Genomic DNA, 16,588 nt, shown 5'->3' on the forward strand with positions numbered 1-16,588 from the left:
GTGGGTTAGCTCGCTTTAGCTTAGCGCGAGAAAGGCTAGATTTTAGCTAGGCACGCGCGGCAAACTCCGCATGTGCGCGGCGGACATTCTCATAGCTGATCCGGTGCTCCGGGCACGCTCCAAGCGCCGCAATTGCGGCCTCGTGTGCCTTGGTCCCATACCCCTTATGGCTGGCCAACCCGTAGCCGGGGTACCGCGCATCCAGCTCGTGCATCAGGTGATCGCGGCTGACTTTGGCCAATACACTCGCCGCGGCAATGCACCGTGCGGCCGCATCGCCGCCGATAATGGGCAGGTGGGGTTGGGTAAGGCCGGGGATAAAGAGGGCGTCGGTAAGCACATAGCCCGGACGCGCTTCCAGGCGCGCAACTGCCCTGCGCATGCCGGAAATATTGGCGTGCTGGATGCCGCGCTTATCGATGTCCCCCGCACCAATATGCACTACAGACCAGTCCACAGCCTTGTCTTTAATGAGTGGAAAGAGCTTCTCACGCTGTTTGGGGGTGAGCTTCTTGGAGTCAGTAAGCTCTGCCAACTCCTTGATTGGCCGATCAGGCATCACACAAGCCGCGATGGTAATTGGTCCACAGCAGGCGCCGCGCCCAGCCTCATCTACGCCGGCTACCGGACCTAAACCGGCCTTGCTCAATGCGACCTCGTAGGTGCGTCGCTGTTTAAGCCGCCGCATGCGAAATTTCCGGGTGCTCCACCCCGCCCCAACGCGAAAGCGGCAAAATGACGGCCTCAACGCGCCCGCGGACGTTGTCTACCGGCACGGTGCCCTGCAGGTGGTCGCCCAAGTGTGCACGGGAATCGAGGGAGTTGGTGCGATTATCACCCATCACCCAAAGGTTTCCCTCGGGGACGGTGACCGGGCCAAAATACTCGCCACCGCACTCCTGCGAGCCCACGCTGGGGTCTACGGGAATCTCCGGCGGATCGAGGACGAAGGATTGGTCAATAGGCTTTCCATCCACCATGACCGCAGGATCGCCAGCCTGACAGCTCACCGTCTGCCCGCCGGTAGCAATGACGCGCTTTACCAGGATATTTTCCCCATTGGGAAGCAGCCCTACGGCCGCCAAGGCATTTTGCGCGCCGCGCACAAAAATATTGTGCGAGCGATTGACCTCAAACTCGTTATTCCACGACTCGGGCCCTTCAAAAATCACCACCTCCCCGGGCTTGGGGTCCGTGAAGTAGTAGCTGACCTTTTGCACGGCAATGCGATCATTTTTGCAGCCGGGACACCCGTGCAGGGTCGGTTCCATCGAAGCAGAAGGAATGACATACATCCGCCCCACCAGCGCCTGCAGGAGTACTAGCAGGACAAAGCCTGCCACCACGGGGATGAGAAAATCCCGGGTGCGCAGGCGTTGGGAGGAAGGCTTATTCCTGAATGTCCGGGTCATCGACCCCACCAATGCGGGTAAACGGCCAGAATACGAATTTCACCTTGCCGCGGACGTTTTCTACTGGAACCGTGCCGTGGAACTTATCGGTCATGTGGTAACGAGAATCGGCCGAAGCAGTACGGTTATCGCCCATCACCCAGATATTGCCCTCCGGTACCTCGACGGGACCAAAGTACGGACCACCGCAGGCCTCCGAGCCGGTCGACTCATCTACCGGGTACGTTGGCGGGTCTTGCACATAGTCTTGCTCGATGGGTTTGCCATCTACCATGACGGCAGAATCGCCCTCCTGGCAGGACACCGTCTGTCCGCCGGTAGCAACCACACGCTTGACCAGGGTGTTTTCGTCTGGCGGTGCCAAGGATACGAAGCTCAACGCATCCTGCACGCCATGAATGATCGGATTGGACGAGCGCGGTGAGACGTAGCTGGAATTCCAGTCCTCGGTGCCCTTGAATACGACGACATCGCCTGGTTCTGGCTCGCCGTCACCGTAGTAAGAGATCTTTTCTGTAAAGATACGGTCATTCGTGCAGCCCTCGCAGCCGTGGAGGGTCGGCTCCATCGAACCCGACGGGATCACATACTGCCGGCCGATAAAGTTCTGGAATAGTCCGACGATCACGAGAACCGTCGCCACTACCAGAAGGGTTTCCAGCAGCCACGGCATATCTTTTTTCTTAGTCGCCTCTTTGCCTTGCTGGGTGGCGTCGCCCTGTACTGGGTGGGCCCCCTCGCCTTCTGGCGACTGTTCCTGCGAGATGCTGTCTTTATTCACGCGCTAGATCCTAGCAACCCCATGTCCGGATTCCGGCCTTATCCCCCTCGCGGCAGGAGGATTCACAGACAACTTTCCGTTTAGATCAGGGCTTCCAACTGTGAATTAAGCGAAATTGGGCATAGAAAAATCCTCCTGCATCCACAGTTGGGTGCAGGAGGAAGCTGGCGCGCAGCGCGCTAGTACTAGCGACGCTCCTTGATGCGAGCCTTCTTGCCGCGCAGATCGCGCAGGTAGTAGAGCTTCGCACGGCGGACGCGGCCACGGCGGGAGACCTTGATGGACTCCAGGTTCGGGGAGTGAACCGGGAAGGTACGCTCAACGCCGATACCGAAGGAGACCTTACGGACAGTGAAGGTCTCACGGATGCCGGAACCCTGGCGACGGATGCAGATGCCCTTGAAGAGCTGTGCACGCTCGTTGTTGCCCTCGATAACCTTTACGTTAACGTCGAGGGTATCGCCTGGGCGGAAGGACGGGATATCGTCGCGCAGCTGTGCTGCATCGACCTTGTCAATAATGTTGGACATGCCAATATTCCTTTTCAGTTTGGGACAGAGGACCCTAGCGGCGTACTGCCTAACCGGTTCGTGCCCGTTACATAGAACGGTGCACTATTTTTCCACATCCACCGGCAGGAACCAAATTTCTCCCCAGCACTACTTTCTCCCCCCTCCCAAGCTACGCCGCCGCAGCAGCCGGGAAGCGGACTAGGTGCTCATCCAGGATTTTCGCCGTACCCAAGTGACGCGCGCGGAAGACCACATATGAGGCGAAAAGTGCGATCAGGGTAAATCCGAGCAGCGCTGCCATTCCAGTCCAGAACGTCGCATCATGAATCCCATCAGTGGCACGCGTGAATGCGCCTTTGGCGTAGGTCATCGGGTGGAAAGGATGCATCAAACTCAACGGGCGGGGAATCGCGGCCACCGGCCACACACCACCAAAGACCATCACACCGAGGGCGAAAATTCCCGCAGCAAAGATGCCACCAATCTTTCGCCCAAAAGTCACGTGGAAGAACTGGTAAGTCGCCGCACCCACCGCTGCGATCGCTGCTACTACCCCGAGAATCATGGACCAGCTAGCCGGTGCCCACCCCAAAGTTGCTGACATCAGCGCCATAAAGGCAAGGACAATGAAGTTGAGCACGGTCAGCGTGATGAACGCAGACAATATTCCGCGCGCAGGATGCGCAACTGGGGTTCCTTTACGGCCGAGGTAATAGGGAAACACCATAGCCACCAGCAGCATGACGAGGAAGCCAAAGACGAGCACTAAGAGCAAAGAGGCACCGCCGGTGACGTCCTTGCGGGTGGGGTCCGTGGAGCTTATTGCTGTTTGGACTGGGTGCACATTGGACGCGGTGAAGTTAATGGGAACGGCCATGTTTTGAGCTGAGTCTTCCGGTTTGGAGATAGATGGCGCTTTGGCTGCACCATCTGCCAGCTTCTGTGAGAGCTCACCAGAACCGGCCTTTAGCTTATCCATACCACCCTTGAGCTCGGCACCACCGGCTGCCAAGCGGTCTGTTCCCGTCTTCAGGGTGCCAGTCCCGTCGTGGAGGCGGCTCGCGCCATCGTGCAGCTGAGCGGCGCCGGTGCCAAGTTCGCCAACGCCGCTGTGTAGCTCCTTCGTGCCATCAGCTAGACGGTGCGCTCCGCCATTGAGTTTGTTCATGCCGCCCAGATACTCCGAATTAGGATCTGAAAGGTTGTAGTACAGCTGACCGGTACCATTAGAAAGTTGCTCTAGTTTATCCACCATGTTGCCACTCGTGGCCGGATCAAGTTTGGATACGAGCGAGTGGAGCTGTTCAGCCTGCTGCCCCATACCCAAGTTACGCAGCACCTCTACCAGTTGCGACAGGGCAGGAACCACGACCTGGGCCTGTTTGAGCACTGGGATAAGCATTCCCGTGAGCTGATTGACTCCACCATCGATCTGGCCGGCACCGTCGGCGAGACGGCCGGTGCCAGCAAGCAGCTTATCGGAACCTTCAGCAAGTTGTGTGGCACCGTCATCCAGGCGAGCGGCACCTTCATCGAGTCGCCCGACTCCCTCATTGAGACGGTTTGTGCCATCAAGCAGCGCACCAGTTCCATCATGTAGCTTTCCTGCACCGGCTCCCAGCTGACCTATGCCGGCGACCGCACGACCTCCACCTTCTTGTAGCTTCCCGGCACCTTCATCAAGACGTCTAGCACCATCGGCGGCAGTGCCTATTCCATCACTTAGCTTATTGAGCCCTTCTATTACCTGGTCAGCGTATTTTTTCGAGATTGCATTTTCCACGCTGGTTTGCACCTGCGGGATTAGGCTCGAAGAAATAACGGAGCCGTTAGTTCCGTAATAGTCATTGCTAGCGAAGTGAATTTCAGGTTTGACGGGCTTATCACTGATGATGGACACCGCTTTTTTGGAAAAGTCCTCAGGGATGGTCACCACCAGGAGATATTTGCCTTTAATCAGCCCTTGATCCCCCTCATCCTTATTCACCTCTGCGAAATTCAGGTAATCGGTATCCAGCAGCCCTTCTACCACCTGAACGCCGTAGTTGGTATCAACGCCTTGCTTGTTGACGCCCGCGTCTTCATTCACCACCGCTAGGTCGATTTTGCGCATGTATTTGGATGGGTCCCACATCGCCCACATCATGGTTCCGGCAATAATAATGGGTGCAACCAGGAAGAACACGATGAACAACCGTGCCAATGCACTGCGCGGACGCCAGTCCAATACGCGGTGCCAACCCAACACTCCCCTGCCATGGCTGGCTTTAGCAGCTTTGCTCATTTCCCTCTCCTTGTAATTAAAATGGCACCAAGCGTCTTTTATTTAGTTTTGGCAAACTTACCATTTTGAAACAATCTCGGCGCGCATTGGACCCCACGTCGTGGAGGAATTCTCCCCTCTGGAATGTATAAGCTCCCACCGTCCGCAACGATGGGAGCAAAAAGCAGCAGGTAGAAAGGCTAGTCCACGACGATTAGAAGCCTGCCTTCTTCAAGGCATCGGCCATGGCTCCACCACCACCGGAGCCACCTCGACCGCCAGTGCGGCCGCGCGAGCCGTCCCGGGATCCGCGCCCAGATTTGTGGCCAGAGCGCTTTCCTTCGCCCCTGGCTCCGGATTTGGCGGAACCGCGTGGGGAATCACCGCGGCGTTTAGGGGCCGGCTGCCCCGGGTCATCATCCAAACGGAGGGAGAGACCGATGCGCTGGCGCTCCACATCAACCTCCATGACCTTCACCTTGACCACCTGGCCAGAGCGCACGACCTCGTGCGGATCGGAGACAAACTTGTGGCTCATGGCAGAAACGTGGACGAGGCCATCCTGATGGACTCCGACATCCACGAAGGCGCCAAATGCCGCCACGTTTGTCACCGTGCCCTCGAGAATCATACCCGGGGTGAGATCGGAGACTTTATGTACGCCTTCTTTAAAGGTGGCGGTCTTGAACTCAGGGCGCGGGTCGCGTCCGGGTTTATCCAGCTCGGCGATGATATCGGTCACCGTAGGAATGCCGAAAGTCTCGTCTGCAAAGTCTGCTGGCGCCAGCATGCTGAGTACGCGGGTATTGCCAATAAGTTCAGAAGTCCCCAGGCCCGTCTTCTCCGCGATGCGGGAGACGACAGGATAGGCCTCAGGGTGTACGGCAGAGGAATCCAGCGGATCGGTACCGCCGTTGATGCGGAGGAATCCGGCAGACTGCTCAAAGGCCTTAGGTCCAAGCCGCGGTACCTTCTTCAGTTCCTTGCGGGAGGCAAAGGACCCATTTTCATTGCGGTAGGCCACAATATTGGCGGCGATGGTGGAATTGACACCAGCCACGCGCTCGAGCAGCGGAACGGAAGCGGTATTGAGATCCACGCCCACGCCGTTTACCGCACTTTCCACCACGCCATCGAGGGTGCGGGCGAGCGCCGTCTGGTTAACGTCGTGCTGGTACTGCCCCACACCAATGGCCTTCGGATCGATCTTGACCAACTCAGCCAAAGGATCCTGCAAGCGGCGAGCGATGGAAACCGCTCCGCGCAGCGAGACATCCATGTCGGGAAATTCCTCCGCCGCAAGCGGCGAGGCGGAATAGACCGAGGCGCCGGACTCCGAAACCACCACAGGAGTGGGTCGTTGACCGCCGGCTTGCTTGATAAGGTCCGCAATTTCCTGGGCAAGCTTCTCGGTCTCGCGGGAGGCGGTGCCGTTGCCGATGGCCATAAGGTCTACAGAATGCTTGGCGCACAGGGTCGACAGCGTTTGAACTGCTTGGCTCCACTGGTTCTGCGGCTGATGCGGGTAGACAATGGCGGTATCGAGCACCTTGCCGGTTTTGTCCACTACCGCGCACTTCACACCATTGCGGTAACCCGGATCCAAGCCGATGGTGGCACGCTGGCCAGCAGGTGCCGCGAGCAGCACGTCGCGCAAATTGGTGGCAAAGATCTTCAGCGCGCCTTCCTCCGCGATCTCTTTTAGCCGCATGCGAACGTCCAGGCTAGAGGAAATATAGAGCTTGGTGCGCCAGCCCCAATGGACGGCGTCGGCAAGCCACTTGGAGGAGCGATCCAGCTCGAAGCGGGAGGCGATTGCGTCCTCGTAGTCGGCGTCATCGCCGGCATCTAGCTGCAGCTGCAGCACGCCCTCATTCTCGCCACGCAGCAGCGCCAAAATGCGGTGCGAAGGCAGCTTGTGGAAGGGCTCGTTGAAATCGAAGTAATCCTTAAACTTCGCGCCTTCGGCCTCCTTGCCCTCAACAACGTGCGCGCCCATGGAGCCTTCAGTGAACATGCGCTCGCGTACTTCACCCACCAGGTCCGCGTCGAGCGCGAAGCGGTCCACCAAGATGGCCCGGGCGCCGTCGAGGGCCTTCTTGGTGTCCTCAAAGCCCTCGGTGGTAAAGGCCTGTGCCAACTCTTCTGGAGCGGCGTTGGGATCCGCAATGAGCTTATCGGTCAGCTCCTCAAGGCCGGCTTCGCGGGCTATATCGGCCTTGGTTTTGCGGCGTTTCTTATACGGCAGATACAAATCTTCTAGGCGCGCTTTGGTCTCGCAGGCAAGGATTTGCTCCTTGAGGGCGTCGCCAAGCTTGCCCTGCTCTTCAATCGCCGCAAGGATGGTCTCCTTGCGCTCCTGTAGTTCCTTTAGATAGTTCGCGCGCTCTTCAATGGTGCGCAGCTGGGAGTCATCCAGCCCACCGGTGGCCTCCTTGCGATAGCGGGCAATAAAGGGCACTGTATTGCCCTCCGCAAGCAGCTGCAACGCGGTAGAAACCTGCGATTCCTTGACGTTGAGCTCGGCGGCGATAGTGGCCGCAATATTCACGTGGTCTCCTCACTCTTTCTCGAGGTTTGGGATTAGACCCACCCAATTTACCGCACGGCCCCTCCACTGCCTTCGCTTGCCGACGCCCCCTAGACGCACAAAACCTCCTTTCCCAGTAAGGGAAAGGAGGTTGCTGCGGCGCGCTCTTAGTAGATAACCACGCGGGCGTTATCGCCGCCGGAGCAGGAAACGCGCGAAGAGCTACCGGAGCAGTACATGGTGTAGGTACCACCGGTGGCCGGCGAGTAGACGCTCAAGGTAGCGCCGGTGCCGCCGCCGGCGACCCAGTTATTCATAAACGCGGTATAGACGTTGCTGGCAAAACCGCTGGAGGTTTTGCTGGTAGCTGGATAGTAGCTAGTGAAGTCACTCCAAGAGTGCCCATTGCTGCTGCCAGAAGACGCTGCCTGTGCCGGCGCTGGAGCTGGAGCATCCTTAGTCTTGGTCACCGTGACCGGGCTGGAATCTTCATCCTCATCCTCAGCATCGTCCTTGGACGAGGAACCGGAGTGCTTGCTAGATCCGGAGCCGCTATTGGCATCAGCCTGCTGGAATTGACTATCGGCGGCCGCGCTAGTCGATGCATCATCCTTGTTATTGGTCACGAACATGATGACCATGGCGGCCACCGCGATGACCGCCACAATTGCTGCGATAATTGCCGCGATGGTGGCGCCGCCTACGCCACCGCTTTGCTGCGGCTGGGAATAATACTGCTGATTGTACTGAGGCGGCTGCTGGTTATATCCACCATAGTTATTGCCATTGGGAGCCGTCATAATTCAGGGACCACCTTGGGAATAGGAATCTAGAGGGAATGTCCCCTTCACTATAACCTTAGAAGGCATATGCGCTGCAGTTTAGGCATGAAAAAGCGCTAAATAATTGTCCAGATTCCGCTTATAACCCAGAATCCGCCCGCCACACCGCCGGGGCACCAAGCCCCATCTCCGTAAAACCGATTTCCGCACTGCCTACCCACGAGGCTGCCGGCGGCAAGCAGTCTGCTACCGAGGAAGCCACAGTGGCCAGGGGCTGCGTGGTCTCTCCGTTTACGATGAGCCGCCACACCGGTATTCCTTGTGGCCACTGACCGCTCTTGAAGCGATACTCCTGCGCTAGCGGGCTGCTTTCCGAGGTTTCCTCCGCTACCTGGAGAGTGAAAATACTTAGCGGCTCAAAGCCCCGTGCACGCAGCTCCTCTGGCAATGCTTCGAGGCTTTTCGCCCACTCCTGGGTTACTAAGAGTACCGAGAGGTCAGCGCTTACCTCCATTAGCCTTCACCCTGGGTGTTGGCTTCTTGTTCCAACTGCGCGATGAAGGCCTTGTCGTCCTTATCGAGCTCAGCCGCCTCCAAAAGTTCGGGACGGCGTTGCCACGTGCGCAGCAATGCCTGTTCCCTCCGCCATTTGTCTACCAACCCGTGGTTTCCCGAGGTGAGCACCTCCGGCACGGCTAGGCCACGCCACTCTCGCGGCTTGGTATAGCTCGGGCCTTCCAAGAGACCATCAGAAAAAGAATCTTCCTCATGAGAGCGCTTATTTCCCAGCACGCCGGGGATGAGTCGCACTACTGCCTCAGCAATCACCAACGTTGCCACTTCCCCACCGATCAACACATAATCGCCGATGGAAACCTCGCGCACGCGGTAGCGTCGAGCGGCGTCATCCACCACGCGCTGATCGATGCCCTCATAACGCCCGCAGGCAAAAACAATGTGCCCCTCATTGGACCACGCCCGCGCATCTGCTTGGCTAAACGGTTTTCCGGTTGGCGTCGGCACGATAAGCAGTGGGAGGTCGCTATCCTCATCGGCCGTGGCATCAACCGCATAGGCTTGCGCCTCAACCCCTTCTAATTCATCGTGGCGCGGACGGTTTAGGTGTGGCAACGCAGACTCTAGATTGGGCGCACTTTCCCGCGTGGCGACGCTATCGAGCGCCGGCCCCCAAACGTCTGGCTTCATAACCATGCCGGGGCCACCACCGAACGGCGAGTCATCGACAGACTTATGCGCATCCGTAGCCCACTGCCGCAGATCGTGCACACCTACTTCAAGGCGACCTTGTTCAATGGCCTTGCCCAAAAGCGCATGCCGCAACGGGTCCAGGTACTCCGGAAAAATGGTGATGACGTCAAGCCTCATAGGTCAAGCAGTCCTTCCGGCGGATCGATGGTGCACGTTCCAGCCTCTAGGTTCACCTCAGGAACAATGGCATGCACGAAGGGAATGAGCGCCTCCTTGCTGTTGTCGAGTTTTACCTCCAACAAATCTTGACTTCCGCCGTGGATGACCGATGTGACCTCACCGATCTCCTCGCCCGCCAGAAGTACGCGAAGCCCTTCCAGCTCGTGGTCATAAAAGCCATCATCATCACTGTCGAGCGGAGCGGCAAAGAACTTGGTACCACGTAGGCTATCCGCCACTGTTCGGTCTTTGATCTCTTCAAAGGTAACGAGCAGCCTTCCCTTATGGCTCCGGACCGCCTTGATAGTTAGTGTGTGCTCCTTCTTACCCTGCGTCCCCTGAAGAACTTCCCCTACCGCAAAGCGCACCTCCGGTTCATCCGTAGTGGCCTCGACTACGACTTCACCTTTCACGCCGTGCGATTTAATCACGCGACCAATCATCAATTCCATAGCGGAAAGTCTACAACACAGACCTCTTTGCCCTTGTCAGTCATGAATTTTGGCGCTTTGGAAAGCAAACCCAGAATTTGAGTCTTATTGTCGTTAAAGTGGGCTCATGAGCGATCTACCGACCAACTCCCCGGACACGTTTGGCGCGGCTTCTCACTCAAGTGAGGATTCCGTCATGTCCGCGCTAAACCTGCTGGACATCGCGCCTGATACCGATCCGCACCGCCCGCGCCCGGGCGTACAGCGCGTCTTAAGCGCTGATGGTGCCAACCTCATTCTCTTTAGCTTCGCACCAGGACAGTCTCTGCCCGATCACAAGGCCGCACATCCCATCACCGTGCAGGCGCTGCGCGGTGAGCTTGACTTCAGCTATGGCAATGAAACCATCACGCTCACCCCCGGCTCTATCGTGCACCTTCCTGCATATGAGGTGCATAAAGTCGAGGCCACAAGCGAGAGCGGCAACCCTTCCACCCCCGCAATTTTGCTGCTCACCATGCTGACCAAATAATTTATACGTACATAGGTTTTGTTGATAAAATGACTTTTATGGAAACGCACAATAAGCCCTACCATCATAGAAACCTCCACGATGAGCTGCTCCGTATCGCGGTTCAACTGGGCAAAAGGAGTGGCCCCGATGCCATCACCGTCCGTGCGGTAACCCGCGAAGCAGGAGTGTCCCCTACCTCTGCATACCGCCATTTCAAGGACCAAGAAGAACTGCACGATAAGGTCGCTGAACTTGCCACCGATGAGTTGGTCCGGCGTTTACACGAGACTACCGAGACAGCAGTGGGCCTAGATTTTCCAGAACACCTGATGCAAATCGGCTACGCTTACCTCGAGTTTGCCCTAGATGAAACCAATTTCTTCCGCTGCATGCTGGAGTGGAAGGCGCTGCGTTTCATGCTTGGCGTAGATCCCAATACGGAAGATGATCCGAAGATGGATCACCTACAGCAGATTCGCGATTTCTTCGCCCTGTTGTCCCGCCACGCGGAAGCGCTGGACAACACCACTGACGCCACGTATTTCATGCAGAATGCCCTGTTGGCTTGGTCGGCCATTCATGGATTTACCGTACTTGCCATCGACGGCCCTTTGTCCCGGCTTCCACGCGAGCAGATTCTCGAGCTTTTCACACCGGTTGTTGCAGGCGCCCTGCGCGGTATGGACTTTAAGGATCCCTCTAACGTCTACAGCCGCTACCCCAACTACAAACCACAGAACTAAGGGCGAACTTGCAAATCCCCGACATGGATGACGCACGTTTCCTAGCGTGTCACTGCCAGTAGCGACCGCGCACGCAGCCCCGTCAAGGACTAGCATGCGCGGTCGCTATCGTGTTCCGGCGTTCTTCCGCCAACTATAAAGGCCCCGCTACTACGACCAGTGATCGTAGCGGCGGGGCCCGGAGCTAAAGCACTATGCGTTTAGCAAGGGAGGCAGATTACTCTGCGGACTCCTCAGAAGCTTCCTCAGCCTTCTCCTCGGCCTCAGCGTCAGCTTCGCCGGCGGCAGCAGCGGCAGCCTCTGCAGCAGCAGCTTCCTCAGCAGCCTTCTTCTCAGCCTCTTCCTTGGCCTTCTTCTTCTTTTCGGTGATGGCCTCGATGGTCGGGCCGTTGTTGGCCTCAGCCAGTGCCTCGTTGAAGATCTCCAGCTTGGACTTCTTCTCCTCAGCAACCTTCAGGGTGCCCTCTGCACCCGGCAGACCCTTGTGCTTCTGCCAGTCACCGGTGACCTTCAGCAGAGCGAGAACCGGCTCGGTTGGCTGTGCGCCAACGGACAGCCAGTGCTGTGCACGCTCGGAGTCGATCTGGATGAGGGAAGGCTCTTCCTTCGGGTGGTAGATGCCGATGTTCTCGATGACCTTGCCGTTACGACGGGTGCGGGCATCAGCAATAACAACGCGGTACTCAGCAGCGCGGACCTTGCCCAGGCGCTGAAGCTTGATCTTGACAGCCATGTTGGCTCCTTTACTAGTCACTGGGCAGTACAGACGCGCACTAGGTTGTGCGCCGGTTCAACCCTTGGATTTTATCTGCGCGTGACATACCGGCCGACCGTAGACGGGAACGGTGCTACGCAGAATATTACGTTCTTCAGTTTATCTAGCTCAGAATATCCGAGTAAATAACCTAGGATATTTTAGCGCGAGTAGCTGCATTTTCAAAAATTACTACGCCACGCACGCAGGTTCGTTATGCCTGCGATAGTGAAGCAGAGTACCCTTAAGGGCCGAATATAGACATTTCGTTTCATATGTATGGCGCGCCTTCCGCCCCACCATCTAGGCATAGGCGCACGAAAAGACAGTTTATGACTAAAGAATCACCGCGAAATTTCCGGTACCGCTATGACCTTGATGGTCTGCGCGGTATTGCCATCGGCCTAGTAGTTATCTACCACGTATTCGTCGGACGCGTATCCGGCGGCGTCGACGTATTCCTGCTGCTATCCGGCTACTTCTTCTTGGGCTCCCAGCTGCGCTACGCGAGCAAGCCCAACGCCTCGCTGAACCCATGGTGGCCCATCTGGCGCACCTTGCGGCGCCTGGTACCAAGCTTGGTTTTGGTCATCGGCGTGACCTACATTCTAGTGCGCATTTTCGCCCCGCAGCTCATGCGCACCGAGCTCACCCAACAAATCACAGCCACCATGCTGTATTACCAGAACTGGGAGCTAGCGGAACAAAACGCCGACTACACAGCGGCCGCAGCTGATACCTCACCGCTGCAGCACATGTGGTCCATGGCCGTGCAGGGCCAGTTCTACATCATGGGCATTGCCTTTGCGCTCATCTTGGCTGCCATCATGAAGTTCCGGCCGAAGCAACAGCCCTTGGGCAAGCGCAGCTTCCCCACGGTCAACCAGATTGCTGGCCCAATCCTCATCGTGGTCACGATTGCTTCTTTTGCCTATGCTTCGCGCCACGGCCTCTACGGAACTCCGGAGAACTACTACTCCACCTGGTCGCGCGCTTGGGAGTTAACCTTGGGCGCGGTCCTGGCTATCTACGGTTCCTCCTGGAAGATTCCGGCCCGCCTCTATGACCTCTTTACTGGTCTGGGCCTTTTGATGCTCGTCTTTACCGGTGCCATCATCGCGGATACCACTGCGTATCCTGGCCCGCTTTCCCTTTTGCCACTAGGCGGCGCCGTGCTCATTATCTTGGGCGGCGGTGGCAAGATTTCCAAGGCAATGGCTTCCAAGCAGGCGCGCTGGCTGGGCGATGTAGCCTACCCGCTCTACCTGTGGCACTGGCCATTGCTTATTTTGTCCACGTCCTACCTGGGTCAAGAAACCCCGTCGTGGTGGTTGGGCGTCATCATTATCGCCATTTCGCTGTTGTTGGCAGACCTCACGCACCGCTTTTTGGAGAAGCCCCTGCGCCAGCATCGCAAGCGCCCCACGGCCGAGGATCTGCCGGTACGCAAGGGCCTGTCGACCTTGCAGAAACCCGCCGGTGCCGCCCGCGGTGTGGGTGGTGTTGTAGTCGCCGCGGCCGTTGTCGGCCTCTTGGCTGTCCAGCCACTGTGGATGCGCACCCTTGATGATGCTGATGCAGAGCTTTTGGACCCTGCCCTCTACCCCGGCGCAACGACGTTCATCAACGACATCACCCCGCCGGATAACGTGGAGGTCAAGCCTGATCCGATTCTGGCCGGCGGAATCCAGCCACCAGTAGCGACAAATTGGTGCTTCGTACCAGATAGCCAGCCTGCTGACTTCTTCTTCGAAACCCGCAAGGACGGAAAGACCCCCTGCATTTTCGGTGACCTCAACGCAGAGAAGGAAGTCTATTTGGTGGGCGGTTCCCACGCGGAGCAGTATTCTGCCCCGCTGGACCGCTTAGGCAAGGAAATGGGCTTTAAGCTAGTTCCACTGCTGCGCCAGGGCTGCCCGATTGAATTGGGTGACGATGTCACCGTGACCCCAGAGTGCGCCGAGTGGGGCAAGCTGGTCATGGAACGCATCGAAGAAGCGAACCCAGCCTTGGTTATCTCGAATACCACGCGCCCGCAAAATGAATATGGCACCGGCCCCGATGCAGTGCCCGCCGGCTACCAGGCATTCTGGGATGAATTGGCCGAACGCGATATTCCCTTCTTGGGCTTCCGCGATAACCCGTGGGGATTCGATGAGGAAGGCCGTCCACGCGAGTTTGATGAGTGTTACGTCGCTACCGAAGATGCCTACGGCTGCGGCATGCGCGTTGAGCAGGTCTACCAGCCTTATGATCCCGGTGCAGTCGTGCTGTCGAAGTACCAGAATATGCTCTCGATCGATACCGCTCCGTGGTTCTGCGATGCCAATGGTGACTGCCCCGTCATCATCGGCAATACGATGGTCTACCGCGACATGCACCACATCACCAATGCTTTTGCGGAATCAGCAATGCCAATGATTCGCGAAGCCCTAAAGCCCTTCCTCAACGGGGAAAAAGTCCAGCAGGAAGCCCCGGACATTCCACAGGAGCAGGCTGCAGGAGCCGTAGAGCAAGCACCCGCAGCACCTACCAACGCCGGCAAGCAACATGCCAACCCAGTCCCCTACCCCAACGCCGCACAAGACGATGCCGTCTAGGCCATAGCTCGGTCACGCACAAGCCCCGAGGGCGAAAGCGCCTCATGCAAAGGCGCGCTGGGGCTTAGGGCGGCGTCGGCAAGCCGTATAAAAAGGAGGCTCCCGCAGCAACGCGGAAGCCTCCTTCTTTATGCTTTAAGGCTGGGAAAACTACTTTTTACCCTTGCCAAAGTCCAGGTTGTCGAGATCGATATTTTCCATTCCCTTCGGCATCTTTGGCATGCCGGGCATACCTGGCATGCCACCGCCGCCGCCCATTTGCTGCTGGAGCTTTTGCAGCTCCTCCATGGACGGCATGCCGCCGCCTCCGGGCATTCCTGGCATTCCGCCCATGCCCGGCATACCGCCCGGCATCTTCGGGCCGCGGTTGCCACCGCCGCCCTTGCCCTTCTTTCGCTTGCCGTTCTTGCCCTTGCGACCCTTGGGCTTCTTCTTGGTAGCGGAGCGACCACCCATGCCGCCCATGCCGAATTGGCCGGCCATCTTGGACATCATCTTCTTAGCCTGGTTGAAGCGCTCAATGAGCTGGTTGACCTCGGAAACGCTGACACCAGAACCATTAGCAATGCGCTTGCGGCGCGAAGCATTGAGAATCTTCGGATCCTCGCGCTCCTGCGGCGTCATACCGCGAATGATCGCTTGGATGCGGTCCAGCTGCTTTTCGTCCACCATGGCGGCCATTTCATTCATCTGCTTGCCGCCGGGCATCATCTTTAGCAGGTTGCCGATGGGGCCCATCTTGCGGATCATCAGCATTTGCTCAAGGAAGTCATTGAGCGTCAGCTCGCCAGAGCCGAGCTTAGAGGCTGCCTCTTCGGCTTTCTGGTGGTCCAGGGTTGCTTCAGCCTGCTCGATAAGGGAGAGCAAATCACCCATACCCAGAATGCGGCTGGACATGCGCTCCGGGTGGAAGACATCGAAATCATCGAGCTTCTCACCGGTAGAGGCGTACATGATGGGCTTGCCGGTGACCTCACGAATAGACAGGGCTGCACCACCACGGGCGTCACCGTCCAGCTTGGTGAGAACAACGCCGGTAAAGTCCACGCCATCGCGGAAGGCCTCGGCCGTCTGCACGGCGTCTTGGCCGATCATGGAGTCGATGACAAAAAGGACTTCGTCCGGGTTGACGGCATCGCGGATATTGCGTGCCTGCGTCATCAGGGTCTCATCGATGCCCAAGCGGCCTGCGGTATCGATGATGACCACATCGTGCTGCTTCTGCTTGGCCTCAGCAATGCCCTGCTTGGCGACGTCCACTGGGTCCCCGTGCGAGGTACCCATTTCATGCTCGTTGGAGTCCAGGGAGGTTCCCGGATCCGGTGCAAAGGTCGGCACCTCAGCGCGCTCGCCGACGATTTGCAACTGCTGCACTGCGCCTGGGCGCTGCAAGTCACAGGCGACCAGCATCGGGGTATGGCCCTGCTTCGCCAGGTGCTTGGCCAACTTACCGGCCAGGGTAGTCTTACCAGCACCCTGTAGACCGGCAAGCATGATCACCGTCGGCGGGTTCTTAGCCAGGTTCAGGCGGCGGGTTTCGCCACCAAGGATCTCAATGAGCTCCTCATTGACGATCTTGACTACCTGCTGCGCCGGGTTGAGCGCCTCAGAGACTTCCGCGCCGCGGGCACGTTCCTTGATGCGCTTGATAAAACCACGGACGACGGTCAAAGACACGTCGGCTTCCAGCAGCGCGAGGCGGATCTCGCGAGCGGTGGCATTGATATCAGCCTCGGTCAGTTTGCCCTTACCGCGCAGGCCCGCCAGGGCTGACTGTAGGCGGTCTGATAGTGAGTCAAACACTACGGATGCGCTCCCTTAATTTAGATCGATCTAAA

Annotated in this window: 15 protein-coding genes; 3 read left to right on the plus strand and 12 right to left on the minus strand. The window is 57.9% G+C overall.

The annotated features are described in order from the left end of the window. Positions 1 to 46: 46 nt before the first annotated feature. The 10 genes from MHY08_RS00460 to rimM form a co-directional block, all read right to left on the minus strand. Positions 47 to 688, minus strand: a complete 642-nt coding sequence (locus tag MHY08_RS00460; protein WP_239234694.1) for a ribonuclease HII — start codon at positions 686 to 688, stop codon at positions 47 to 49. Further along, positions 675 to 1,412, minus strand: coding sequence for a signal peptidase I (gene lepB, locus MHY08_RS00465; RefSeq protein ID WP_239234696.1), 738 nt, complete (start codon positions 1,410 to 1,412; stop codon positions 675 to 677). Before lepB (MHY08_RS00465) ends, MHY08_RS00460 begins: the two co-directional genes overlap by 14 nt. Beyond that, entirely contained in the window at positions 1,390 to 2,193 is an 804-nt protein-coding gene (gene lepB, locus MHY08_RS00470; protein ID WP_239193104.1) for a signal peptidase I, read from the minus strand. Before lepB (MHY08_RS00470) ends, lepB (MHY08_RS00465) begins: the two co-directional genes overlap by 23 nt. Before the next feature lie 185 nt (positions 2,194 to 2,378). Further along, a complete protein-coding gene (gene rplS / locus MHY08_RS00475) occupies positions 2,379 to 2,723 on the minus strand; it encodes a 50S ribosomal protein L19 (protein WP_005325245.1) in 345 nt (114 codons plus the stop codon). 151 nt (positions 2,724 to 2,874) lie between these two features. Next, on the minus strand, positions 2,875 to 4,989 hold the full coding sequence (locus MHY08_RS00480; protein ID WP_204608516.1) for a YhgE/Pip domain-containing protein: 2,115 nt from the start codon (positions 4,987 to 4,989) through the stop codon (positions 2,875 to 2,877). A gap of 193 nt (positions 4,990 to 5,182) precedes the next feature. Further along, complete coding sequence (locus MHY08_RS00485) at positions 5,183 to 7,519, minus strand: Tex family protein (RefSeq protein WP_239234698.1); 2,337 nt, start codon at positions 7,517 to 7,519, stop codon at positions 5,183 to 5,185. A gap of 146 nt (positions 7,520 to 7,665) precedes the next feature. Then, positions 7,666 to 8,298: a hypothetical protein gene (locus MHY08_RS00490; RefSeq protein WP_239234700.1), complete on the minus strand. Its 633-nt coding sequence runs from the start codon at positions 8,296 to 8,298 to the stop codon at positions 7,666 to 7,668. 121 nt (positions 8,299 to 8,419) lie between these two features. Then, positions 8,420 to 8,794 (minus strand): hypothetical protein, encoded by a 375-nt coding sequence (locus MHY08_RS00495; RefSeq protein ID WP_239193110.1) that lies wholly within the window; start codon positions 8,792 to 8,794, stop codon positions 8,420 to 8,422. After that, positions 8,794 to 9,666, minus strand: a complete 873-nt coding sequence (gene trmD, locus MHY08_RS00500) for a tRNA (guanosine(37)-N1)-methyltransferase TrmD (RefSeq protein WP_239193111.1) — start codon at positions 9,664 to 9,666, stop codon at positions 8,794 to 8,796. The genes MHY08_RS00495 and trmD overlap by 1 nt, the downstream gene beginning before the upstream one ends. Next, complete coding sequence (gene rimM / locus MHY08_RS00505; protein WP_239228116.1) at positions 9,663 to 10,160, minus strand: ribosome maturation factor RimM; 498 nt, start codon at positions 10,158 to 10,160, stop codon at positions 9,663 to 9,665. The genes trmD and rimM overlap by 4 nt, the downstream gene beginning before the upstream one ends. 106 nt (positions 10,161 to 10,266) lie before the next feature. On the opposite strand from rimM, the gene MHY08_RS00510 reads away from it, so the two are divergent. Both MHY08_RS00510 and MHY08_RS00515 read left to right on the plus strand, forming a co-directional pair. Then, the gene (locus MHY08_RS00510) at positions 10,267 to 10,671 is read left to right on the plus strand and encodes a cupin domain-containing protein (RefSeq protein WP_239193113.1); all 405 of its coding nucleotides are present in this window, start codon (positions 10,267 to 10,269) and stop codon (positions 10,669 to 10,671) included. 38 nt (positions 10,672 to 10,709) lie between these two features. Next, positions 10,710 to 11,396, plus strand: coding sequence for a TetR/AcrR family transcriptional regulator (locus MHY08_RS00515; protein ID WP_239193114.1), 687 nt, complete (start codon positions 10,710 to 10,712; stop codon positions 11,394 to 11,396). 217 nt (positions 11,397 to 11,613) lie between these two features. Here MHY08_RS00515 and rpsP read toward each other — a convergent pair whose 3' ends face one another. Then, a complete protein-coding gene (gene rpsP / locus MHY08_RS00520; protein ID WP_005325261.1) occupies positions 11,614 to 12,129 on the minus strand; it encodes a 30S ribosomal protein S16 in 516 nt (171 codons plus the stop codon). A 353-nt stretch (positions 12,130 to 12,482) separates the two neighbouring features. On the opposite strand from rpsP, the gene MHY08_RS00525 reads away from it, so the two are divergent. Next, a complete protein-coding gene (locus MHY08_RS00525; RefSeq protein ID WP_239234702.1) occupies positions 12,483 to 14,750 on the plus strand; it encodes an acyltransferase family protein in 2,268 nt (755 codons plus the stop codon). Positions 14,751 to 14,900: 150 nt separating this feature from the next. Here the strand turns inward: MHY08_RS00525 and ffh are convergent, their stop codons facing one another. Beyond that, entirely contained in the window at positions 14,901 to 16,553 is a 1,653-nt protein-coding gene (ffh, locus tag MHY08_RS00530; RefSeq protein WP_198491641.1) for a signal recognition particle protein, read from the minus strand. Positions 16,554 to 16,588: the final 35 nt, after the last annotated feature.

Origin of the sequence: Corynebacterium sp. ACRPJ, assembly GCF_022347345.1 — a bacterium.
Taxonomy (GTDB): Bacteria; Actinomycetota; Actinomycetes; order Mycobacteriales; family Mycobacteriaceae; genus Corynebacterium; species Corynebacterium tuberculostearicum_D.